The sequence below is a fragment of the Micromonospora sp. NPDC018662 genome (genome assembly GCF_044391475.1).
Classification (GTDB): Bacteria; Actinomycetota; Actinomycetes; order Mycobacteriales; family Micromonosporaceae; genus Micromonospora.
This window is the reverse complement of the sequence record NZ_JBISAC010000009.1, coordinates 162,315-184,522: the sequence shown is the minus strand read 5'-3', so window position 1 is coordinate 184,522 and position 22,208 is coordinate 162,315. Positions and strand designations below refer to the sequence as shown.

The following is a 22,208-nucleotide window of genomic DNA, read 5'->3' as shown; positions in this document are numbered from 1 at the left end:
CACGCCGGCCCACCCCGGCCGAGGTCAGGGCAGCGCCGCGACCGCTTCGGCGTACGCCGTGCCGGTGCGGATGGCGGCGGCCACCAGCACGGCCAGTTGGGTCGGCGCGACGCCGCAGGACAGGTCGGTGGTGACGCCGGCGGCCAGCACCAGCGTCCCGTCGCCGGGCTCGTGCACGTAGGCGGCGGGCAGCAGGCGGTCGTGGTTCCAGGCGTTGCAGAACGCGTACGCCTCGGTGCGGCGGTCGGCCGGCAGCGTGCGGGCCGCCACCACCCGGGCGTGCAGCACCCCGCCGAGCACGCGGAACTGGATCGTCGCCGCGCCCCACCGGCCGGCCAGCGTGCCGTCCGGCTCCACCGTGTACGGCTCGCCCCGCGCCGCCAGGGCGGCGGTGAGCAGCGCGGCGTCCAGCGGGGCCGGCTCCTCCGGGTCGGGCGGGCCGGGCTCGGCGGGATCGGCCTCCGGCTCCTCGTCGAACTCGCTCTCCGCGGCCAGCGACACCGGCCCGGCGAGCGGCCGTTCGGCCAGCCAGGAGGCGATCCGGCCGGACTGGTGCCCGGTGCCGTTGCGGGCGTCGAAGCTGCCGGCCAGCGCGGTGGCCAACGCCTGGAGTTGCGCGCCGAGCGTGGCCACGTCCACCTCGGCCGCCGGCCGCGACCCGTGCCCGGGGCGGTGGATCCGCCGCCCGCCGAGACCGGCCTCCGCGGCCAGCCCGCAGAGCAGCGCCCCGGCCGCGGCGAACTCCATCGCGGACAGGTCGTCGGCCGGCCGGTCCAGCCGGGGCAACTGCTCGGTCAGCAGCTCCAGGCCGCGGTGCGGGTAGCCGCCGAGCGCGCAGAACCGCAGGTGCGTGGCGAGCAGTCCGAACGCGGCCCGCTCCCGACGGTGCCGGCGGTACGCGCGGGCGTGCGCCCGCGCCGCCTGGACCACCGCACCGGTACGCAGCCACGGGAGCAGCCCGGCGACCAGTGACCGTTCGGGTTGGTCGGTGCAGCCCGGCGCGTCGACCGGCCCCGGCCCCAGCGCCGCCAGCGCCGCCGTCGGGTCGCCCCAGCCGGCCAGCAGCTCGGCCCGTCGGGCCGGGGCACAACCGGGGCAGCCGGCCACCGGGTCCGCCGCGTCGGCGGCCGTCCACCGCTCGTACGCGCGCCGCGCGGCCGGCTCGTCGCCGAGGTGGTCGGCGAGCCGGCAGCGCAGTTCGGCGACCGGTGCGGCGTCCGGGCCCAGCTCGTCGGCGAGCGTGTCGGTCAGTGACCGGATCTGGTCCAGCCCGACCCGGGGCGTGCCGAACGCCGCCTCCACCGCCTGTCGCTGGTGCCGGCGCAGCCGGGTCAGCTCGTCGGGGTGGCCGTCGAGCAGGCCCGGGTGCCGCGCCAGCGTGGCCCGCAGGCGGCGTACCGGCTCCACGGTCCGCCACCGCTCGCCCCGGTGCAGGTACGCCTCCACCAGCGCGAACCGTGCCGACAGCGCGGTACGCGGGTCGTCGGTGGCGTCGGCGCGGGCGGCGATCCGGTCCAGCTCGGCGCAGCGTTCCTCGTCGTCGGGCCGGTCCCGGGCGTCGGCGAGCGCGGCGGCCAGCGCCCGGTCGCGGGCGGTGGTCACCGGACCGTCCCGCCGGGCAGGTCGGCGACCGCGGCGGCGAGTTGGCAGCCGGTGGTGACACCGCAGTCGATCAGCCGGTCGAGCTGGTGCGGGGTGACGCCGCGCTCGAGGTCGGTGGTGACCTCGCCGCAGACCTGCGCGACGCCGTCGTCGTCGACGTGCACGTACGCCTTGGGCCAGAGCCGGTCGTGGTTCCACGTGTTGCAGAACGCGTGCAGCCCGGGCACCCGGTCGATGCCGAACCGGTGCGCGGCGACGGTGCGCACCTGGAGCAACTCGCCGGCGGCGCCCCGGCGGTGGAACCAGATCAGGCTCCGTTCCCAGCGGCCGACCAGGGCGCCGTCGGCCTCCTCGGCCACCGCGTACCCTCGGTGGGCCAGCACGGCGGCGATCAGCTCGCCGGTCAGCGGCCGCAGTGCCTGCGGGTGTCCGGTCAGCGGACCGTCCGGACCGTCCTCGATCTCCGGCGACGCCATCGGGCATCCCTTCTGAGGCGAATAACACAAACGACGGTCCGATCCGCGCTGCGACACGCGCAAGCGACCCGGAAAAGCGGCGTTCCGCCGGGTACCGCCGTTACCGTGACTCTATGGCGGGCCGTACCTCTCAGGCGAGCCGGCGGCGCGGCGCGTCGCCGCGTGGCTCCACGAACAACCGTGCCCGTCAACCGGCGAAGAAGGCGGCGCGCAAGCCGGTCCGGCGGCGGCCGACCCGTGGGCCGAGTCCGGCCGCGTTCGTCGGCGGCGCGGTCAACGCGCTGTGGATGGGGCTGGCCCACTCCGTCGGTTGGGTGTTCCGGGCCGCCGGCCGGCAGGCCGCGTCCACCCGGGAACTCGACCCGGAGCACCGCCGCGACGGGGCCGGCCTGCTCCTCTTCGGGCTGGCCATCCTCGCCGCGGTGGGCATCTGGGGTGGCGGCGCGGGGCCGGTCGGCCGGCACCTGTCCGACACCGTGCGCCTCTTCTTCGGGGCGATCTCCATCGTGCTGCCGGTGCTGTTGATGATCGGCGCGTGGCGGTTGATGCGCACGCCGGTGGACCCGGAGCACCGCGGTCGCGGTCTGGTCGGCTGGGGTTCGATGCTGCTGGCCACCGCCGCGATGCTGCACATCGGGCAGAACCCGGTCGACGAGGTGCAGCGCGACTACGCGGGCGGCCTGATCGGCGCCGGCCTGGGCGACCTGCTGAAGTCGGCGGTGACCGCCTGGGTGGCCATGCCGCTGCTGCTCCTGCTGCTGGTGTTCGGCCTGCTGGTGGTGACCGCGACGCCGATCAACCGGATCCCGGAGCGGCTCGGGCTGCGCGCCGACCCGGCCGCGCCGGAGGAGGTCGAGCCGGTCGACGAGGTGGTGGCGCCGCCGAAGCCGGCGCGCAAGCGGCCGGCGAAGCGGCTCCCGCCGCCGACGGACCCGCTGGACCCGGACGACGAGCTGGCCGGCGTGGACCTCCAGGAAACCATCGTGTTGCCGCGCAAGCTGCCCAAGGTGCCGGCGAACCGCAAGCCGGCCGAGCCGCCGGAGCACTCGCCGCTGCCCACCCGCGCCGAGCAGCTCGCGCTCACCGGGCTGTCCGGCGACTACACGCTGCCGCCGGCCAACATGCTCGGCGCCGGGGCCGCGCCGAAGACCCGGAGCAAGGCCAACGACGAGGTGATCGCGGCGCTGACCGGCGTGTTCGACCAGTTCGGCGTGGACGCCGAGGTCACCGGCTTCACCCGGGGCCCGACCGTCACCCGCTACGAGGTCGAGCTGGGGCCGGGCGTCAAGGTCGAGCGGATCACTCAGCTCTCCCGCAACATCGCGTACGCGGTGAAGTCGCCGGACGTGCGGATCCTCAGCCCGATCCCGGGCAAGAGCGCGGTCGGTGTGGAGATCCCGAACACCGACCCGGAGAACGTGTCGCTCGGCGACGTGCTGCGGTCGCGCGCCGCGACCAGCGACCACCACCCGATGGTGGTGGCGCTCGGCAAGGACATCGAGGGCGGCTACGTGGTGGCCAACCTCGCGAAGATGCCGCACATCCTGATCGCGGGCGCCACTGGCGCTGGGAAGAGCTCGTGCCTGAATAGTCTGCTTGTGTCTATTTTGACCAGAGCCACGCCGGACGAGGTGCGGCTGCTGCTGATCGACCCGAAGCGCGTCGAGATGACCGGCTACGAGGGCATCCCGCACCTGGTCACGCCGATCGTGACCAACCCGAAGAAGGCGGCCGACTCGCTGGACTGGGTCGTCCGCGAGATGGACATGCGTTACGACGACCTCGCCGCCAACGGGGTCCGGCACATCGACGACTTCAACCGCAAGGTGCGCAACGGCGAGATCACGGCGCCGCCGGGCAGCGAGCGGGAGATGCGGCCCTACCCCTACCTGCTGGTGATCGTGGACGAGTTGGCCGACCTGATGATGGTCGCGCCGCGCGACGTGGAGGACTCGGTCGTCCGGATCACCCAGTTGGCGCGCGCCGCCGGCATCCACCTGGTGCTGGCCACCCAGCGCCCCTCGGTGGACGTGGTCACCGGCCTGATCAAGGCGAACGTGCCGTCCCGGCTGGCGTTCGCCACCTCGTCGCTGGCCGACTCCCGGGTCATCCTCGACCAGCCCGGCGCGGAGAAGCTGCTCGGCCGCGGTGACGGCCTGTTCCTGCCGATGGGCGCGTCGAAGCCGGTGCGCATCCAGGGCGCCTGGGTGACCGAGCGCGAGATCGCCGACGTGGTGAAGTTCTGCAAGGACCAGCGCGAGCCGGAGTTCCGTCCGGACGTGCTCGCCCCGGCACAGGAGAGCAAGAAGAAGATCGACGAGGACATCGGCGACGACCTGGACCTGCTGGTGCAGGCCGTCGAGCTGGTGGTCACCTCGCAGTTCGGCTCGACCTCGATGCTCCAGCGCAAACTGCGGGTCGGTTTCGCCAAGGCGGGCCGGCTGATGGACCTGATGGAGACCCGGGGCGTGGTCGGCCCGTCCGAGGGCTCCAAGGCGCGCGACGTGCTGGTCAAGCCGGACGAACTGGAGGAGGTCCTGGTCGGCCTGCGCGGCGGCGAGGACTGACCGGGCACGCGGAACGGGCCCGCCGGTCGACCGGCGGGCCCGTGTGACGCGGTGGCTCAGGAGTTGTAGATCGCGTACCCGATCACCATGCCGAGCACGGCGCCGACCACGCTGGCGGCTGCGGCGTACCAGCCGAGCGGCTTGTCGCCGAGCACCGCGCCGACGATGCCGAGCACCAGGCCGACCAGGCCGAACAGCGGCGGCAGGAAGAAGATCGCGATGACCGCGAAGACGAACGCGATGATGGTGCAGATGCGGGCGGCGCTGCTGCGCGGGCGGGCGGTGGCGTGGACGTCGGCCATGGTGTCCTCCGTGAGTGATCTTCTCGTTGAGCTGACCGGTCACCTACCCCGACGGTCCGGTTGTCCAAACCGGATCACGCATCGATCAGTGGAACACCTTCAGGCCGACCACGCCGGCGACCACCAGCAGCAGGCAGGCGATCCGGGGCAGGTTGGCCGGCTCGCCGAGCGCGAGCATGCCGACCAGCGCGGTGCCCACCGCGCCGATGCCGACCCAGACCGCGTAGCCGGTGCCGACCGGGATGTCGCGCAGCGCGTACGCCAGGCCGGCCATGCTGCCGACCAGCGTGACGGCGAAGACGGCGGAGGGGAGGGGACGGGTGAAGCCGGCGCTGCGGTCCAGGGCGATCGCCCACGCGGTCTCCAGCAGTCCGGAGAGCACCAGCACGATCCAGGCCATGAGGTCACCTCTGAGGGGCGGGCCCGGCGGTCGGCCGGGCGGCGGTCGATGTCCGCGGGGCGTCGTGCCTGACCGGGTACGCCCACCACTCGTCCGGGGCGGCCCGGGGACCGCCACGGCCGACGCTAGCACCGGCCGGGCCGGCCCGGCGGCGTGGTGACGAAGCCCACCATCACTGGAGTTCACGCGAACTTCAGGTTGCACGATGGGGCCATGACCGTGCTCTTCTCCGACGAGGACGTCGTGGCGGCCGTGGACGCCCCGCTCACCGTCGCCGCCATGCGGGACGCGCTGCTGGCCGCGTACGCCGGGCGGCTGATCGCCCCGCCCCGGGCCTCCGCCCCGCTCGGCGGCGGCCGGATGGTGCTCACCGCCGGCCACCTCACCGGCGAGTGGTACGGCTTCCGCTCCTACGACACGTTCGGGCACCCGGAGAGCGGGCAGCTCGTGGTGCTGCACGACGCGCGTACCGGTGCGGTGCGGGCCATCGCGGTCGGCGAGGAGCTGGGCTCCCGGCGGACCGGGGGACTGGGTGGGGTGGCCGTGGACGCGCTGGCCCGGCCGGACGCCGCCACGCTCGGCGTGGTGGGTTCCGGACGCCAGGCGTGGACCCAGGTGTGGGCCGCCGCGGCGGTCCGGCCGCTGCGCGAGGTGACCGTGCACAGCCGCTCGGCCGCCCGGCGGGAGGCGTTCGCCGCCCGGGTCCGGGCCGAGCTGGGCGTGCCGGCCCGGGCCGTCGGCTCCGCCGCCGCCGCGGTGCGCGACCGCGATCTCGTGGTGCTCGCCACCACCAGCACCGTCCCGGTGCTGGCCGCCGCCGACCTGGCCCCGGGCACGCACGTCAACACCGTCGGCTTCAAGCAGGCCGACCGGCACGAGTTCGGCACCGACCTGCTCGACGCCGCCGACCTGCTGGTCACCGACTCGCCGGGGCAGGCCGCCGCGTACGCGCCGCCGATGCTCGCCGCCGTCGAGCCGTACGCCGGCCGGCTGCGCGACCTGGGCGCGGTGCTGGCCGGCGCGGTCCCGGGCCGCACCGGCGCGGACCAGATCTCGGTCTTCTGCTCCACCGGCCTGGCCGGCACCGAGGTCTTCCTCCTCGACCGCCTGGCCCGCGCGCTCGCCCCGGCGCGGTGAGAGGGGGCCCCTTCTCTACCGCAGGCGTTAACAAGGGCCCCTTCCTTGCACCTGTACCCTCGGATGGTGTCTGCTGCCTCCTCCTCTCCGCAATCCGATGGGCGCCGGGTCGCGCTGCTGACCCTGGGGTGTGCCCGCAACGAGGTCGACTCGGAGGAGTTGGCCGCCCGGCTGCACGCCGACGGCTGGCAGGTGAGCACCGACGGCGAGGGCGCCGACGTGGTGGTGGTGAACACCTGCGGCTTCGTGGAGAAGGCGAAGCAGGACTCGATCCAGACGCTGCTGGCCGCCGCCGACACCGGCGCCAAGGTGGTCGCCGCCGGCTGCATGGCCGAGCGGTACGGCCGTGAGCTGGCCGACAGTCTCCCCGAGGCGCAGGCGGTGCTGAGCTTCGACGACTACCCGGACATCGCGGCCCGGCTCGACGCGGTGGTGGCCGGCGAGGCGATCTCCGCGCACACCCCGCGCGACCGGCGCGAGCTGCTGCCGCTGACGCCGGTGAAGCGCCGCGAGGCGGCGGTGTCGCTGCCCGGCCACGGCACCCCGACCCGGGTCGCGCCGCAGACCGACGCGCACACCCCGGCGCACCTGCGGCAGGTGCTGCGGCACCGGCTCGACACCGGCCCGGTGGCCTCGCTGAAGCTGGCCAGTGGCTGCGACCGGCGCTGCGCGTTCTGCGCCATCCCGGCGTTCCGCGGGGCGTTCGTCTCGCGTACCCCCGACGAGCTGCTCGCCGAGGCCGAGTGGCTGGCCAAGACCGGCGTCCGCGAGCTGGTGCTGGTCAGCGAGAACTCCACCTCCTACGGCAAGGACCTGGGCGACCCGCGCGCGTTGGAGAAGCTGCTGCCGCAGCTCGCCGCGATCGACGGGATCGTCCGGGTGCGGGCCAGTTACCTCCAGCCGGCCGAGACCCGGCCCGGCCTGGTCGAGGTGATCGCCACCACGCCGGGCGTGGCCGCCTACTTCGACCTGTCGTTCCAGCACTCGAGCGAGCCGGTGCTGCGCCGGATGCGCCGATTCGGCTCCACCGACCGGTTCCTGGAGCTGCTCGCCTCGGCCCGGGCGCTGGCGCCGGCGGCGGGTGCGCGGAGCAACTTCATCGTGGGCTTCCCGGGTGAGACGAAGCAGGACGTGGCCGAGCTGGTCCGGTTCCTGACCGAGGCGCGGCTGGACGCGATCGGCATGTTCGACTACAGCGACGAGGACGGCACCGAGGCCGCCGGGCTGCCCGGCAAGGTCTCGGCCGCCACCGTGAAACGCCGCTACGACCGGCTCAGCGCGCTCGCCGACGAGCTGTGCTCGCAGCGGGCCGAGGAGCGGCTCGGCTCGACGCTGGAGGTGCTGGTGGACTCGATCGCCGACGGCGTGGTCGAGGGCCGGGCCGCCCACCAGGCGCCCGAGGTCGACGGGTCGACCACGCTCGTCGCGCCGGACGGCGCCGGGGTGGACCTGGCCGCGCTGCGCCCGGGTGACCTGGTCCGGGCCCGGGTGACGGCGACCGAGGGCGTCGACCTGATCGCCGTACCGGATGAGATGATCTCGGCGGCGCCCGGCGCGGCACGGTGACGGCGGGCCCGGACGGAGCGGGGAAGCGACGTGGGGCGATGCCGGACATGACCGGGGCGGAGTCGACGGTGGCCGCCCCCGTGCCGCTGCTCAACGCGGCCAACCTGCTGACCGCGGCGCGGCTGGTGCTGGTGCCGGTCTTCGCGGTCACCGTGGTGGCGTCCGGGATGACCCACGCCGGCTGGCGGACGGCGGCCTGCCTGATCTTCGTGGTGGCCTCGGCGACGGACCTGGTCGACGGCTGGATCGCCCGCCGGTTCGAGCTGGTCACCTCGCTGGGCAAGGTCGCCGACCCGATCGCCGACAAGGCGCTCACCGGCGCCGCGCTGGTGCTGCTCTCCTGGTACGACCGGCTGCCCTGGTGGGTGACAGTGGTGATCCTGGTCCGGGAGCTGGGCATCACCGCGCTGCGCTTCTGGGTGATCCGGCACGGGGTGATCGCGGCCAGCCGGGGCGGCAAGATCAAGACTGCGTTGCAGATCCTGGCGATCACCTGGTACCTCTGGCCGATGCCGGCGGCGCTGGCCCCGATCGGCCCCTGGATCATGGGCGCCGCCGTGGTGGTCACCGTCGCCACCGGTTTCGACTACGTCGCCCAGGCGCTGCGGCTGCGTCGCCCCGCGCGTTGATCCGGTCAGCCGGTGAGTAAGCCGGCGCGACGCGGGAAGAAGGGGCGGGTCATGGAAGACACCGACGCGCGACACCAGCGGCCCGCCGGCAGTCCGGCGGCCTCCGTGGTGCACCGCCTGCACGAGTGCGGGCAGACGCTGGCCACTGTCGAGTCGCTGACCGGCGGGCTGCTCGCCGCCGCGATCGTGGAGATCGCCGGCGTCAGCTCGATCTACCGGGGCGGTCTCGTGGTCTACGCCACCGAGCTGAAGGCGACGCTGGCCGGCGTACCGGAGGACCTGCTGGCGGCGCGCGGGCCGGTCGACCCGGACGTGGCCGTCGCCCTCGCGGAGGGTGGGCGGCAGCGCTGCGGCGCGGACTGGGGGCTGGCCACGACCGGGGTGGCCGGGCCGGAGCCGCAGGGCGACAAGCCGGTCGGCCTGGTCTACGTGGCGGTCACCGGCCCGACCGGCAGCGACGTGCGCCGGCTCGACCTCGACGGTGGCCGGGACCACATCCGTTCGGCCGCGGTGATCGAGGCGCTGCGCCTGCTCGCCGAGCACATCCCGGTCACCGGCGACGCCGGGCTCGCCGACCCGGCGGGCGCGGGCCGGCGGTGAGCCGTCCCGGCGCCGACGCGCCCGGCCGCGGGGTCGCCGGAGCGGCGTTTACCGCAGGATTGGAGAGGCGGGGTGGGATGTCGTCGTGGCGGTCAACGGGTACGGTTGCGGGAAGGCTCCGGCGGGCGACGCCGGCGCCGGAGCGGCCCGCCGCCTCCGGCGCGGTGCGAATCGGCCGGACAGGTGTCCCGTCAGGGGAGGTGCGATGGTCCTGCTACGCCGGGTGATCGGTGACGCACTGCGGGCGCGCCGGCAGGGGCAGCAGCGCACCCTCCGCGAGGTCTCGTCCGCGGCCAACGTCAGCCTCGGTTACCTCTCCGAGATCGAGCGTGGCCAGAAGGAACCCTCCAGCGAGCTGCTGGCCGCGATCTGCGACGCGCTCGGCGCCCGCCTGTCCGAGCTGCTGCGCGAGGTGAGCGACACGGTCGCCCTGGCCGAGCAGATGCCCGGCGTGCTGGTGCCGGTGGCCGACGAGCCGACGCCGGTGGTCCCGTCCGCCGTGCGCAAGGCCACCAACCGGGGTGTCCGGCAGGTCACCACCGACGGCGCGGTGGCCGTCCAGGTCCGGCAGGATTCGCCGCTCAAGGCGACGCTGCGCAGCACCCGCGTGCGTCCCGCTGAGCGGGACGTGGTCTGCGCCGCCTGACCGGCCGGTCCGCGCGATGGTCGCCGGTGGCGCGCGGGTCGTAGTGTTGATCAGGTCGTACGGGTGCCGGAGTGGTGTCCGACTGGAACGATGTAGGCGCGACACTACTGAGGGGACGAGGCGGAGATGGCGAACCCGTTCGTCAAGGGTTGGAAATACCTGATGGCGCTCTTCGGCGCGAAGATCGACGAGCACGCCGATCCGAAGGTGCAGATCCAGCAGGCGGTCGAGGAGGCGCAGCGGCAGCACCAGGCGCTGGTCCAGCAGGCGGCGGCCGTGATCGGCAACCAGCGCCAGCTGGAGATGAAGCTGTCCCGGCAGATGACCGAGGTGGAGCAGCTCCAGGGCAACGCGCGGCAGGCGCTCGCGCTGGCCGACCAGGCCCGGGGCCGGGGCGACGAGGCCGAGGCCGGGCGCTACGAGCAGTCCGCCCAGTTGCTCGCCACCCAGCTCGTCTCCGGTGAGCAGGCGCTGGAGGATCTCAAGACGCTGCACGACCAGGCGCTCGGCGCGGCCGCGCAGGCCCGCAAGGCGGTCGAGAACAACTCGATGATCCTCCAGCAGAAGCTCGCCGAGCGCACCAAGCTGCTCAGCCAGCTCGAGCAGGCCAAGATGCAGGAGAGCGTGGCCCGCTCGCTGGAGTCGATGTCGTCGCTCACCGCGCCGGCCAGCACCCCGTCGCTGGACGAGGTGCGGGACCGGATCGAGCGCCGCTACGCCACCGCCATGGGCCGGGCCGAGCTGGCCGGCAACTCGGTCGAGGGCCGCATGCTGGAGATCCAGAAGGCGACGCTCGACTCGGCCGGGTCCTCCAGACTGGAACAGATTCGGTCGAGCATGGCCGGTGAGCAGCTCGGCGCCCAGCAGCAGCGCCCCGCCGTGGGGCAGCCGACCGACCCGGCCGCCGCCGCCCGGCTGGACGAGATCCGGGCCAGCATGAGCCGGGACCGCGGCGCCGGGGAGAGCACCACCGGCTGACGGACGAGGGAGAGCGATGGCGGACGAGCGGACCCGACACTTCCGGCGGCTGGCCAAGCTGCGTCGTTCGGCCCGGCGGTGGAGCGTGCTGGCCGGCGGGCTCGGCGGCGCCGCAGCGGTGCTCACCCCGTACGCCGGCCTGGGCCTGCCGGACGCGGCCTGGGCCGGCGCCGCGGGCAGCGCCATCGCGGTGGCCGCCTGGCGCTGGGTCGACCACCGGGCGCTCGCGGCGGTGCCGGCCCCGCCGGCGCTCGACCCGGCCGAGGCCGCCGCCCGCTCCCGGGCCCGGCTGGTCGCCGCCGTCGAGCGGCTGCCCGTGGGCCCCGGCGTCCTCGCCGAGGTACGCCGGGTCCGGTCCCGGCTCGCGTTGCGCGGCACCTCCGCGGCCGAGCCGTGGGCCCGCCTGGACCGGGCCGCGCTCACCCTGGGCGGGCTGGCCGGCCGGCTGACCGGGCTGGCCGGGCCGGCGGTCCGGGAGGCCGCCGAGGCGGACCATTCCCTGCGCGAGCTGGCCGGCCGGGTGGCCGGTGTGGAACGCGCGTTGAAGCTGGCCCCGCGCGGGCCGCTCGCCGAGGTGCACGCCACGCTGGTCGCCCAGCTCGAGGAGGGGGTGGCCGCCTACGAGCGGCTGGTGGTGGCCGCCGCCGGCTACGTCGCCGAGGACGCTCGCCCCGACACCCACCACCCGGCCGCCGCGCGCCTCACCGAGGCCACCGACCTCCTGCACGGCGTGGCCTCCGCCCTCGCCGAACTCCGCACCCCACTTCGCACCCCCTGACGGCCGGCGCCGGTCTGTGCCCGCCCCAGGCCCGTCATCCCGGGCCGGGCCGCGGTGTTGCGCGACCCTGTGCGGCCATCACTGTCCGTAGTGCCTGCTGGGAACGGTATGGGCAAGGACGCGTATACCTGTCAGGCATAATTATGCCTCAGAGGCATACCGCTCCGAAGTCATGCATTCTTCTGGAGTGGCACGAAAGCTCGCCACGAAGCCGGCCCCGTGCGGCCGTACCCGGGACCGGCGCCGGTCAGGCCGGGGTGGTGATCTGGATCGGGGGGGTCCAGGGGGAGATGCCGACGATGTTCGTCGCGCGTATCCGGTAGTAGTAGGTGACGCCGGGCGGCAGGGCGGTGTTCGTGAAGCCGCGGCCGGTGACCCGGAAGGTGGCCGGGTCCCGGGTGAAGCCGGGGTCGGTGGCACGCTCGACGATGAAGCCGGCGCCGGGCCCGACCGGCGTCGCCGCCGACCAGCTCAGCGTCACCGTGGCGGTGTCCGGCGCCGGCGTGCCGGCGGTGGCGCAGACCCCGGTGGGCGCGGTCGGCCGGGGCGGCGTGGTCACCGTGGCCACCGTCGACCAGGGTGACGCCGCGCCGAGGTACGTGGTGCGTACCCGGTAGTAGTACGTGGTGTCCGGGGCGACGGCCGGGTCCAGGTGGGCCTCGCCCACGGCGATCGCCGTGGTGCCCGGCCCGCTGGTGAACGTCGGGTTGGTGGCCCGCTGCACGTCCACCCCGGTGGCAAAGGAGTGGTTCGCCCAGCGCAACGCCACCCGCAGCGGGGCGGCCGGCGGCACCGCCGCGGTCAGCCGGGACGGCGCGGTCAGCCGTACCGCCGCCGGCGCGTCGTTCGACCAGGCCGAGCAGCTCACCGCGTTCTCGGCGCGGATCCGGTAGTGGTAGGTGACACCGGGGGTGACTGTCGCGTCCGTGTACCGGGTCGCGGTGGCGGCCACGGTGATCTCGGTGCGGCCGGTCGTGAACGCGCTGTCGGTGGCGCGTTGCAGTCGATGGCTGGTGGCCGGCGGACGGCTGCCGTTGCCGGTCCAGGCCAACGCGATGGCCGGCAGCGCGGTGGCCGAGCCGGGCACCGGCGTGGCGGTCAGGCCGGTGGGCGCCCGGGGTGCCACCCGCAGCACCAACGGCCGGCTCATGCCCTGGTCGCGCAGCCCCGCCGAGCGCGTCTGCCAGCGGTACTCCCAGCCCAGGTTGACCACCTGGTTGACCACCGTCGCGGGTCGGCCGTCGACCGGGCTGACCGGGCCGGCGTCCAACCTCGCGCCGGCCGGCCGACCCGGGTCGAGCAGCCGTACGCTGTCGCCGACCGTGAAGGGCAGGCTGGGCGCGACCGGGCGCAACGCCACCACCACGTCCTCCCGCGGGTTGACCCGGACGGTGTCCTTCCAGCCCAGCTCGCCCTCCTCCGGCGGGCGGATCGTGCCGTCCCAGCCGACCCGGTTGACCACCTGCACGTCGGTGCCCTCGACGTGCACCGGATGGGTGCGGTCCGCGTCGCCGACGATCCGCCAGAGCTGGGTGCCGTCCGCCGGCGCGCCCACCGGCACGGTCGGGTCGGTGACGAACAGCTCCTCGGTGACGGGGTCGGCCGGGCCGAGCGGCAGCACGGCCGGCGCGAGCGGCCCGGCGAGCGGGTGGCCGACCCCGAGTCGCCCCACCGCCCGGCCGTGCCGGGGCTCGAACACCTGCCCGACCGACTTCACCGCCAGCGGCAGCGTGACCGGGCCGGACGCGCCGGCCGGCGTGAACGTGACCGAGGTGGCGCGCGCCGGGACCAGCGTCGGGCCGGCGGTGCGGGTGCCGAACGCCGGGTCGTACGCCGGTTGCGGCACGATCGGCGGCGGCTGGCTCTCCGCGTACGCGCCGGGCAGCCGGGCGGCGAGCCGCCGCCTGTCGTAGCGCGGCGCCGGACTGCCGGCCACCCGGATCTGGAGCAGCGTCCGGGTGTTCGGGCCGTAGCCGGGACGGGCCGGCGGCAGGCCACCCGCGGCGGTACGGTCGCCGGCGTCGGTGTGGTGGTCGTGGCGGCTGTCGAACCGGGGCATCGGTGCCGGGCAGTCGTTGTAGAGGATCAGCGTGCTGCCCGGCGGCACGGTGGCGAAGTCCACCACCACGTCGGCGCGCTCGCCGGGCGCGAGCAGCAGCGTGTGCCCGTCCACGTTGAGCACTGTCGGGTCCTGCCGGTCGTAGCGGTAGCCGATCGGCCGGTTCGCCAGCACCACCGGTGCCGGGAGCAGGCCGCCCTCGTTGCCGATCTGGATCAGCTCCGGACCGGCGGCGGCCGGGTCGGGCACGCCGCCGTCGCGCCCGTCCACCGGCCAGTACGCCGGCCGGCCGGGCGCCCGGACCGCCTCCACCATCGGCACCTCGCCGGCACGCGGGTCGGCCGCGTCGCCATCCGGCGTCCACATCGGCCCGTCCGAGGCGGCCCGGTAGAGCTGGAGGTTGACCGCGCGGTCCGCGCAGGCGTTCAGGATCCGGAACCGGTACGCCCGCGGCTCGACCTCCAGGTACGGGTAGGCGACGCCGTTGACCAGCGGGGTGTCCCCGTACGCGTCGGGGACCGCCGAGGGGTGCGGCACGCCCGGGACCAGCGGCGGCTCGTCCGGGTCGGTGACCGGGTCGTGGTGCGGGTTCGGCACCGGGGCGACCCAGGGACTCGCCCCGCCGTCCGGGTCGTGGGTCCACGGCCCGTAGTCCCAGCGGCCGGTCGGGTTCGTGCCGCTGACCCGGTAGGGGTTCTGCCGGGGCTGGTAGACGTGCGGGTGCCAGAGGCTGCCCTTGGCGCCCCAGCGGTCCCGGTCCCAGGTCGGGTCCTGCGCGGCGAGCTGCGCGTCGTCGGGGACGAACGTCTTGTCCTCGATCACCAGCGGGAGCTGGTCGGCGGGGAGCACGCCGTCGGCGACGAGGCGTTCCTCGGCCGGGTCGGTGAGCAGGTAGAGCGCGAGCTGCCCGGCGTAGACGGTGAGCCGGGACAGGCCGAGCGTGTTGTCGTGCAACCACATCAGCCGGCCGCTCTGGTCGTTCGGGAAGTAGAGCGTGGTGGCGCCCGCGCCGGGGACCGGCATGTCCGGCACCGGCGTCACCCCCACCCCGACCGGGTACGGGGTGATCTCGCCGGCCGGGGTCACCCACTGCCACGGGTTGCCGGCGCTGGTCCAGGCGGTCCGCGCCCCGGCCAGGTGCGGCACGGCCCGGTTCTGCGGGTACGGCGCGGGGCCTTCCAGCGGCCCGGTCCCGGCCCCGTCGACCGTCTCGTCGACCGGCAGGAACAGCTCGCCGGCCCGGCCGGTGGGGAGCTGGTTGATGAACTTGATCCGGACCGGCCGGCCGCGCCGTGCCACGATCATCGGACCGAGGTGCCAGGGCCGGTCGGGCGGGCTCACCGTGTTGTGGCCGGCCGCGTCCGTGCCCAGGTTGAGCTGGCGGTAGCCGCGCAGCCGGGTGGCCGGCAGGTCCCGGTGCAGGCGCTGCGCGTACTCCTGGAGGCCGATCTCGTAGTAGTCGCAGCCCGGCCACGTGATGGTGTCCGGCGCCGCGACCGGCAGCCGGGCGCCGAGCCCGGCGGTGGCCGCCCGGCCCGGCACCGGCAGCGGGTCGACGAACTTGCGGAGGCCGGTGCCGGGCACCGGCCGGCCGTCCGGGTCGAGCGCGGGCAGCGGGCTGCTGGCGGTGTTCGGCACCGGACCGAACAGGCGCGGCACCCCGCCCGGGTCCAGACTGGCGCAGGCGGGTTCGACCGGCGCGGCCGGTTCGGCGGTTTCGACGGGCGCGACCGGCTCCGGCGGCGCGGCCGGCTCGGCGGGCTTCTCGTCGGCGGCGCGGGCGGTCGGGACGGTGGGCGCGGTCTTCTCGGCGACCGTGGCGGCCCGGTCCGGCCGGCCGGGCCGGAGTCTGCGGAACAGCACCATGGCTCTCCCCGGGATCGGGGCGCGGCGGCCGTCACCCCGGCGTGGCGGGCGTACGCGCTGCTGACGATCGGTGAGCGGTCCACCGCAGCATGCGACGCCGGACGGCGGGAGGGAAGTACCCAATCGTCCGAATCTTGGGGATCTTAGGCGTTTCGTGGAAGTTCCACGTCACTCGCGTTCCGGCTGGCAGACCGGGCACCAGTAGGTGACCCGCTCACCCAGCTCCTCCTTGCGGATCGCCGTCCCGCAGCGCCGGCACGGCTGGGCCCGGCGGCCGTAGACGTAACTGGTCCCGCCGCGGCGCAGCACCCCGGTGGTGCTCTGCGTCCAGCGACCCCGGTTCGCCGCGAGCAGCCGCTGGGCCAGCGCCACGGTGCCGGCCAGGTCGGGCACCGCGCGCACCGGCGTCCACGGCGACACCCCGCGCAGGAACAGCACCTCGCACTTGTAGAGATTGCCCACCCCGGCCAGGTTCCGCTGGTCGAGCAGCGCCTCGCCGATGCTCTGCTCCGGGTGCGCGGCCAGCCGGCGGACCGCCTCGTCCGGGGCCCAGTCCGCACCGAGCAGGTCCGGGCCGAGGTGGCCGACCAGCGACTCCTCCTCGGCGGTCGGAATCAGCGCCAGCTCGTGCAGGTGGTAGCCGACCGCGACCGCAGCGGACGAGCGGAGCACCACCCGGATCAGGTGCGCCGGCCGGGCCGACCACCGCTCGCCCGGGGCGTACGCCCGCCACGCGCCGTCCATCCGCAGGTGCGAGTGCAGCGTCCAGCTCCGGGCCCCGGGGTCGTCGAGACGCAGCAGCAGATGCTTGCCCCGGCTGGCCGACTCGCGCACGGTCCAGCCGGCGAGGTCGGTCGCGGCGAGCTGCGGCACGCGGAAGTCCGACCCGGTCAGCCGGGCCCCGGCCAGCGCGCGGTGCAGGACGCGGGCGGTGTTCCAGACGGTGTCACCTTCGGGCACCCCACCATTGTCGCCTGCCGAACGGACCCGGGTTCTGCGGAGAGTCCGGAGCCCGAGGTGGCGGGCCGGCCGGGCGGGGCCGCGTCGCCGGCTCAGTCGCCGGTCACGGCGACCGGGTCGCCCGGCCCGACGCCGAGCAGGTCGACGGCGCGGCCGGTGTGCACGGCCACCGCCACCAGCCCGGCCGAGTCGGCGAACACCACCAACCCGCCGGGCGCGGCGTCGCCGAACGTCCGGCCGTGCACCGCCGGCCGGCCGGCCACGCGTACCCGCGCCGGCAGGCCGTCGAGCAGCGTGCCGGGCGCGGCGAGCTGCACGTTGCCGAAGTGGTCGACGGTCAGCACCTCGGCGTCGAACCCGGCGGCGTCGATGCGGACCACCGGCTCCGGCAGCCGGACCAGCTCGGCCGGATCGACGGCCGGCCCGGCCTCGACCAGCCGCGCGCCGAGCGCCAGCCGCGCGGCCACCGGGGCGAACACGTCGCGCCCGTGGAAGGTGCGGGAGACCGCCGGCGCCAGCCATGCCGGGTTGGTCAGCTCCACCGCCGCGGTCACCCCGCCGAGCGCCGCCGCGGCGGGCAGGAGCAGCCCGTTGTCCGGGCCGACCAGCAGCCCGCCCGGAGTGGCCAGCGCGATCCCGCGACGCGCGGTGCCGACGCCCGGGTCGACCACGCCGACGTGCACCCCGACCGGCAGGTACGGCACGGTCTGTGCCAGCACCGCCGCACCCCGCCGCACGTCGGCCGGCGGCACCAGGTGCGTCACGTCGATCACCCGCGCGCTCGGCGCGAGCCGTGCGAGCACCCCGTGGCAGGCCGCGACGAAGCCGTCCGCGAGGCCGTAGTCGGTGGTCAGCGAGACGCACGGCCGGCTCGCCGCCGGTGGACCGTCCGGATGACTCGCCATCGGCTCCTCCTCGTCGTCTCCGCCACCCTAGCGGCGACGCGGAGCGGGGGCGGTCAGCCGCGGAGGCGCAGGCCCCGGGGGGTGGCCCGGAACCCGGCCGCGGTGAGCGCGTCACGCAGCGGGGAGGAGTGCACCGCCTCGCCGTCGGCGCGCTCCACCGAGATCGCGCCGAGCGCGCCGGAGTGCACCGCGTCGGCGAGCGCCTTGCCGGCCGCGCCCAGCGTGTCGGTGTCGTCGGTGAACGACAGGATCGTCCGCCCGCCCCGCTCGACGTAGAGCACCAGGTCGCCGCCGACCAGCACCACCAGCGCGCCCGCCTTGCGCCCGGCCCGGTGACCGGTGGCCGGGGCGGTGCCGTCGCCCGAGTCGACCGCCCGGTCCGGCCAGGGCAGCGCCGCGCCGTACGGGTTCGCCGGGTCGGTGGCGGCCAGCACCACTGTCGGCCCGTCCCGGTCCCGGCTGTCGTCGGCCAGCGCGCGGATCCGGTCGACGGCGCCGGGCACCGCGAACTGGGCGGCGCCCAGGCCCTCGACGAAGTAGCCGCGTCGGGCCGCCCCGCGCTCCTCCAGCGCGGACAGCACCGGGTAGACCGCGGCGAAGCCACCGGTCACCTGCTCCGCCACGACCGCGCCCCGGGTCACCACACCGTGCCGTTCCAGCAGCAGGTCGGCCAGGGCGGCGGCCCGGCGGGTCGGGTCGCTGTCGCGTTCGGGCAGGCGGGACCAGCGCCCGGCCATGGTGGGCGGGCCGCCACGGCTGGGCAGCGCCACCCGACCGGGACGGCGGTAGCGGGTACGCGGCGCCGACGGCCGGGACCGGTGCGCCCCACCGGCGCCCAGCGCGGCCCGCAGCGGGGCGAGCGTGTCGTTGGTGAGGTGACCGGCCCAGACCAGGTCCCACACCGCGGCCGACAGGGCGGCGTCGTCGGTGGCGCCGACCCGGTCGGAGAGCGAACGGAAGAACAGCGCCTGCCCGTCGCCGAGCGCGTCGAGCACCGACTCGTGCAGCGGGGTGAGCGTCAGTGCCTCGTCCGGCGGCGGCAGCAGCAGCGGCGCGACGTCGGCGTACGCCAGTGTCACCCACCCGTCGCCGCCGGAGATCGCGCCAGCGCCGGCCCAGACCACCTCGCCGCTGGCGCACAGCTCGTCGAGCTGGGCCGGCGAGTAGTCGGCGACCCGAGCGGGCAGCACCAGGCGTTCCAGCGCGGACGCCGGCACGGTGGTGCCCTGCACCTGCTCGACGGCCGCGGCGACCGCCTCGATGCCCCGGGCCGACGAGCCGACCTGCTGCCAGCGGGGCAGGAACGCGGCCAGCGCCCGGGGCGGCACCGGCTCGATCTCCCGGCGCAGCGCCGCCAGGGAGCGGCGACGCAGCAGGCGCAGCACCTCGGCGTCGCACCACTGCGTGCCCACGCTGTCCGGGGCGAACTCGCCGGAGACGACCCGACCGTTCGCCGAGAGCCGGCGCAGCGCCTGCTCGACCACGAACACCCCGAGCCCGAACCGGGCGGCGCAGGTGGCCGCCGCGAACGGGCCGTGGGTGCGCGCGTAGCGGGCGACCAGGTCGCCGAGTGGGTCGGCCACCGGCGTGAGGTGGGCCTCGGCCACCCCCACCGGCAGCGCCACCCCGAGCGCGTCGCGCAGCCGGGCCGCGTCCTCGACGATGACCCAGCGGTCCTCGCCGGCGATCCGGACCCGCAGCACCCGGCGGGCCGCCGCCAGCTCCGCCGGCCACGCCTCCGGCACCCCGCGCTCGGCCAGCTCGGCAGTGCTCAGGTCGCCCACCACCCGCAGCAGCTCGACCACGTCCTCGGCGTCGCGGGGCCGCCGCTGCTCGGTGCGCCAGCGCACCTGCCGCTCGGTCTCGGCGAGCACCGCCGGGTCGAGCAACTCGCGCAGGTCGACCCGGCCGAGCAACTCGCCGAGCAGCCCGGAGTCGAGCGCGAGCGCGGCGGCCCGGCGTTCGGCCAGCGGCGCGTCGCCCTCGTAGAGGAACGCGCCGACGTAGCCGAACAGCAGCGACCGGGCGAACGGGGACGGGCGTTCGGACTCCACCTCGACCAGGCGCACCCGGCGGGCGGCCAGGTCGCGCATCAGCGCGCCCAGGGCCGGCTGGTCGAAGACGTCCTGAAGGCATTCCCGGGCGGCTTCCAGGGTGACCGGGAAGTCGGCGTACTCACGGGCCACGTCGAGCAGTTGCGCGGCGCGTTGGCGTTGCGCCCAGAGCGGCTGCCGGCGGCGCGGGTCGCGGCGGGGCAGCAGCAACGACCGGGCCGCGCACTCGCGGAACCGGGCGGCGAACAGCGCCGACGTGCCGACCGACTCCTCGACGAGCTGGGCGATCTCGTCCGGCTCGAACACCACCACGTCGGCGCCGGGCGGCTCCTCGGCGGTGTCCGGCAGCCGGACCACGATGCCGTCGTCGGAGGGCATGACCTGGGCGTCCACGCCGTAGCGTTCGGCGAGCCGACGACCGATGGCGAGTGCCCACGGGCCGTTGACCCGAGCGCCGAGCACCGAGTGCACGGCGAGCCGCCAGTCGCCCAGCTCGTCGCGGAACCGCTCGACCACCACCGTGCGGTCGTCGGGCAGCGACCGGGTGGCCGCCTTCTGCTCGCGCAGGTAGGTCATCAGGTTGCCGGCGGCCCAGTCGTCCAGCCCGCCGGCGCGCAGCGCCGCCACCGCGTCGGCGTCGGACTGCCGCAGCAGCGCGCGGACCCGGGCGCCGATCGCGCGCCCCAGCTCGACCGGCCGGCCGAGCTGGTCGCCCTTCCAGAACGGCATCCGGGCGGCCTGACCCGGCGCGGGGGAGACCAGCACCCGGTCGGGGGTGATCTCCTCGATCCGCCAGGACGACGAGCCGAGCAGGAACACGTCGCCGACCCGGGACTCGTAGACCATCTCCTCGTCCAGCTCGCCGACCCGCGCCGCGCGCTCGGCACCGGCCAGGAACACCCCGAACAGGCCCCGGTCGGGAATGGTGCCGCCGCTGGTCACGGCCAGCCGCTGCGCGCCCGGCCGGCCGGTCAGCACGTCGGTGGCCCGATCCCAGACCAGCCGGGGACGCAGCTCGGCGAAGGCGGTGGACGGGTAGCGGCCGGAGAGCATGTCGAGCACCGCGTGCAACGCCGAGTCGGGCAGTTCGGCGAAGGGCGCCGCGCGCCGCACCAGCACGGCCAGGTCGCCGAGCCGCCACGGCTCCAACGCCACCATCGCGACGATCTGCTGGGCCAGCACGTCGAGCGGGTTGCGCGGGTAGTGCAGCTCCTCGATCGCGCCCACGCCCATCCGCTCGGCGACCACGGTGCAGGAGAGCAGGTCGCCGCGGTGCTTGGGAAAGACCACGCCACGGGAGACGGCGCCGACCTGGTGCCCGGCCCGGCCCACCCGTTGCAGCCCGGCCGCGACGCTCGGCGGCGCCTCGATCTGCACCACCAGGTCGACCGCGCCCATGTCGATGCCCAGCTCCAGGCTGGAGGTGGCGACCACGGCGGGAAGTTGACCGGACTTGAGCGCCTCCTCGATGTGCTTGCGCTCCTCGCGGGAGACGCTGCCGTGGTGCGCCCGGGCGATCACCGGCGGCGCCCCGGCCGCCGCCCCGGACTGCGCCATCACCTCGGCCGGCTGCCGGGGCGCGCGCACCGGCTCGCCGCCCCGGGGCACGCTCGCGACCGCCGGCGCGGTGGCCGCCTCCGCCTCCTCGGCGGCCAGCTCGTTGAGGCGGGCGCAGAGGCGTTCCGCCCCGCGCCGGGAGTTGGTGAAGACGATGGTGGACCGGTGCGCGCGGATCAGCGCGAGCACCCGTTCCTCGACGGCCGGCCAGATCGAGGGCCGGCGTGGGCCGAGCCCGCCCAGCTCGTCCTCCGGCGGCTCCTGCTCGTCGAGGCGGGTCATGTCCTCCACCGGGACCTGGACGCTGACCTCGATGGTCTTGTCGGCCGGCGGTTGCACCACGTCGACCGGGCGGGCGCCGCCGAGGAAGCGGGCGCAGACGTCGATCGGACGCACCGTGGCGGAGAGCCCGATCCGTTGGGCGGGCCGGTCGAGCAGCGCGTCGAGGCGTTCCAGGGAGAGGGCCAGGTGGGCGCCGCGCTTGGTGCCGGCCACCGCGTGCACCTCGTCGACGATCACCGTGTCCACCCCGCGCAGCGAGTCGCGGGCGGCGGAGGTGAGGAGCAGGAACAGCGACTCGGGCGTGGTGATGAGGACGTCCGGCGGGGTGCGGGCGAAGGCCCGCCGCTCGTCGGCCGGGGTGTCGCCGGTGCGCATGCCGACGGTGATGTCGGGCGGGGCGAGGGTGAGCCGGGTGGCGGCCTGACGGATGCCGATGAGCGGGGTCCGCAGGTTGCGCTCCACGTCGACGGCGAGCGCCTTGAGCGGGCTGACGTAGAGCACCCGGCACCGCCGTCGCGGGTCGGCCGGCGGTGGCTCCTTGCCCAGCCGGTCGAGCGACCAGAGGAACGCCGCGAGCGTCTTGCCGGAGCCGGTCGGGGCGACCACGAGCGCGTTGTGCCCGGCGGCCACCGAACGCCAGGCGCCCTCCTGGGCCGGCGTGGGCGCGGCGAACGCCGCGGCGAACCACTCCCGGGTCGCCGCGCCGAACTCCGCCAGCACCCCGTTGGCCGGGGTCACCTCGTCCGCCACGCCACCATCCTGCCGCGCCGGTACGACATCCGGCCCGTCGCCGGGGTGGTTCTGTCCCGGGCGGACATTGACGCGATGAATAAGCGATTTGTTC

Annotated in this window: 16 protein-coding genes; 8 read left to right on the top strand and 8 right to left on the bottom strand. The window is 75.6% G+C overall.

Annotation, left to right across the window (positions count from 1 at the left end; all coding sequences use genetic code 11):
* Nucleotides 1-24: 24 nt before the first annotated feature.
* Both ACH495_RS24260 and ACH495_RS24255 read right to left on the bottom strand, forming a co-directional pair.
* Nucleotides 25-1,602 (bottom strand): YbjN domain-containing protein, encoded by a 1,578-nt coding sequence (locus tag ACH495_RS24260; protein ID WP_396859991.1) that lies wholly within the window; start codon nucleotides 1,600-1,602, stop codon nucleotides 25-27.
* Nucleotides 1,599-2,078 (bottom strand): YbjN domain-containing protein, encoded by a 480-nt coding sequence (locus ACH495_RS24255; protein WP_396859990.1) that lies wholly within the window; start codon nucleotides 2,076-2,078, stop codon nucleotides 1,599-1,601. The genes ACH495_RS24260 and ACH495_RS24255 overlap by 4 nt, the downstream gene beginning before the upstream one ends.
* Nucleotides 2,079-2,191: 113 nt before the next feature.
* Here ACH495_RS24255 and ACH495_RS24250 point away from each other — a divergent pair, with 113 nt between their 5' ends.
* A complete protein-coding gene (locus tag ACH495_RS24250) occupies nucleotides 2,192-4,645 on the top strand; it encodes a DNA translocase FtsK (RefSeq protein ID WP_396859989.1) in 2,454 nt (817 codons plus the stop codon).
* A 56-nt stretch (nucleotides 4,646-4,701) separates the two neighbouring features.
* On the opposite strand, the gene ACH495_RS24245 is transcribed toward ACH495_RS24250, so the two are convergent.
* Nucleotides 4,702-4,947: a hypothetical protein gene (locus ACH495_RS24245; RefSeq protein ID WP_396859988.1), complete on the bottom strand. Its 246-nt coding sequence runs from the start codon at nucleotides 4,945-4,947 to the stop codon at nucleotides 4,702-4,704.
* A gap of 85 nt (nucleotides 4,948-5,032) precedes the next feature.
* Nucleotides 5,033-5,347 carry a DMT family transporter gene (locus tag ACH495_RS24240; protein ID WP_396859987.1) on the bottom strand — a complete coding sequence of 105 codons (315 nt, stop codon included), beginning with the start codon at nucleotides 5,345-5,347 and terminating at the stop codon, nucleotides 5,033-5,035.
* Between the two features lie 213 nt (nucleotides 5,348-5,560).
* On the opposite strand from ACH495_RS24240, the gene ACH495_RS24235 reads away from it, so the two are divergent.
* The 7 genes from ACH495_RS24235 (at nucleotide 5,561) to ACH495_RS24205 (ending at nucleotide 11,681) form a co-directional block, all read left to right on the top strand.
* Nucleotides 5,561-6,484, top strand: coding sequence for an ornithine cyclodeaminase family protein (locus ACH495_RS24235; protein WP_396859986.1), 924 nt, complete (start codon nucleotides 5,561-5,563; stop codon nucleotides 6,482-6,484).
* A gap of 63 nt (nucleotides 6,485-6,547) precedes the next feature.
* Entirely contained in the window at nucleotides 6,548-8,050 is a 1,503-nt protein-coding gene (gene rimO, locus ACH495_RS24230; protein WP_396859985.1) for a 30S ribosomal protein S12 methylthiotransferase RimO, read from the top strand.
* Nucleotides 8,051-8,097: 47 nt separating this feature from the next.
* The gene (pgsA, locus tag ACH495_RS24225) at nucleotides 8,098-8,679 is read left to right on the top strand and encodes a CDP-diacylglycerol--glycerol-3-phosphate 3-phosphatidyltransferase (RefSeq protein WP_396860062.1); all 582 of its coding nucleotides are present in this window, start codon (nucleotides 8,098-8,100) and stop codon (nucleotides 8,677-8,679) included.
* Between the two features lie 51 nt (nucleotides 8,680-8,730).
* Nucleotides 8,731-9,279 (top strand): CinA family protein, encoded by a 549-nt coding sequence (locus ACH495_RS24220; protein WP_396859984.1) that lies wholly within the window; start codon nucleotides 8,731-8,733, stop codon nucleotides 9,277-9,279.
* A gap of 205 nt (nucleotides 9,280-9,484) precedes the next feature.
* Nucleotides 9,485-9,925 (top strand): helix-turn-helix domain-containing protein, encoded by a 441-nt coding sequence (locus ACH495_RS24215; RefSeq protein ID WP_396859983.1) that lies wholly within the window; start codon nucleotides 9,485-9,487, stop codon nucleotides 9,923-9,925.
* Nucleotides 9,926-10,051: 126 nt separating this feature from the next.
* Complete coding sequence (locus tag ACH495_RS24210) at nucleotides 10,052-10,903, top strand: PspA/IM30 family protein (protein WP_396859982.1); 852 nt, start codon at nucleotides 10,052-10,054, stop codon at nucleotides 10,901-10,903.
* A gap of 16 nt (nucleotides 10,904-10,919) precedes the next feature.
* Nucleotides 10,920-11,681, top strand: a complete 762-nt coding sequence (locus ACH495_RS24205) for a hypothetical protein (RefSeq protein ID WP_396859981.1) — start codon at nucleotides 10,920-10,922, stop codon at nucleotides 11,679-11,681.
* 247 nt (nucleotides 11,682-11,928) lie between these two features.
* Here ACH495_RS24205 and ACH495_RS24200 read toward each other — a convergent pair whose 3' ends face one another.
* The 4 genes from ACH495_RS24200 to ACH495_RS24185 form a co-directional block, all read right to left on the bottom strand.
* On the bottom strand, nucleotides 11,929-15,606 hold the full coding sequence (locus tag ACH495_RS24200) for a multicopper oxidase domain-containing protein (protein WP_396859980.1): 3,678 nt from the start codon (nucleotides 15,604-15,606) through the stop codon (nucleotides 11,929-11,931).
* Between the two features lie 168 nt (nucleotides 15,607-15,774).
* Nucleotides 15,775-16,566 carry a DNA-formamidopyrimidine glycosylase family protein gene (locus tag ACH495_RS24195; RefSeq protein WP_396859979.1) on the bottom strand — a complete coding sequence of 264 codons (792 nt, stop codon included), beginning with the start codon at nucleotides 16,564-16,566 and terminating at the stop codon, nucleotides 15,775-15,777.
* A 92-nt stretch (nucleotides 16,567-16,658) separates the two neighbouring features.
* Nucleotides 16,659-17,471, bottom strand: coding sequence for an S-adenosyl-l-methionine hydroxide adenosyltransferase family protein (locus ACH495_RS24190; RefSeq protein WP_396859978.1), 813 nt, complete (start codon nucleotides 17,469-17,471; stop codon nucleotides 16,659-16,661).
* A gap of 53 nt (nucleotides 17,472-17,524) precedes the next feature.
* Nucleotides 17,525-22,114, bottom strand: a complete 4,590-nt coding sequence (locus tag ACH495_RS24185; RefSeq protein WP_396859977.1) for an ATP-dependent helicase — start codon at nucleotides 22,112-22,114, stop codon at nucleotides 17,525-17,527.
* Nucleotides 22,115-22,208 lie beyond the last annotated feature (94 nt).

What these genes read in the sequence shown, in the direction of transcription:
- ACH495_RS24255 (WP_396859990.1), bottom strand. Translation starts at nt 2,078, where the DNA reads ATGGCGTCGCCGGAGATCGAGGACGGTCCGGACGGTCCGCTGACCGGA.
- ACH495_RS24250 (WP_396859989.1), top strand. Translation starts at nt 2,192, where the DNA reads ATGGCGGGCCGTACCTCTCAGGCGAGCCGGCGGCGCGGCGCGTCGCCG.
- ACH495_RS24245 (WP_396859988.1), bottom strand. Translation starts at nt 4,947, where the DNA reads ATGGCCGACGTCCACGCCACCGCCCGCCCGCGCAGCAGCGCCGCCCGC.
- ACH495_RS24240 (WP_396859987.1), bottom strand. Translation starts at nt 5,347, where the DNA reads ATGGCCTGGATCGTGCTGGTGCTCTCCGGACTGCTGGAGACCGCGTGG.
- ACH495_RS24235 (WP_396859986.1), top strand. Translation starts at nt 5,561, where the DNA reads ATGACCGTGCTCTTCTCCGACGAGGACGTCGTGGCGGCCGTGGACGCC.
- rimO (WP_396859985.1), top strand. Translation starts at nt 6,548, where the DNA reads ATGGTGTCTGCTGCCTCCTCCTCTCCGCAATCCGATGGGCGCCGGGTC.
- pgsA (WP_396860062.1), top strand. Translation starts at nt 8,098, where the DNA reads ATGACCGGGGCGGAGTCGACGGTGGCCGCCCCCGTGCCGCTGCTCAAC.
- ACH495_RS24220 (WP_396859984.1), top strand. Translation starts at nt 8,731, where the DNA reads ATGGAAGACACCGACGCGCGACACCAGCGGCCCGCCGGCAGTCCGGCG.
- ACH495_RS24215 (WP_396859983.1), top strand. Translation starts at nt 9,485, where the DNA reads ATGGTCCTGCTACGCCGGGTGATCGGTGACGCACTGCGGGCGCGCCGG.
- ACH495_RS24210 (WP_396859982.1), top strand. Translation starts at nt 10,052, where the DNA reads ATGGCGAACCCGTTCGTCAAGGGTTGGAAATACCTGATGGCGCTCTTC.
- ACH495_RS24205 (WP_396859981.1), top strand. Translation starts at nt 10,920, where the DNA reads ATGGCGGACGAGCGGACCCGACACTTCCGGCGGCTGGCCAAGCTGCGT.
- ACH495_RS24200 (WP_396859980.1), bottom strand. Translation starts at nt 15,606, where the DNA reads ATGGTGCTGTTCCGCAGACTCCGGCCCGGCCGGCCGGACCGGGCCGCC.
- ACH495_RS24190 (WP_396859978.1), bottom strand. Translation starts at nt 17,471, where the DNA reads ATGGCGAGTCATCCGGACGGTCCACCGGCGGCGAGCCGGCCGTGCGTC.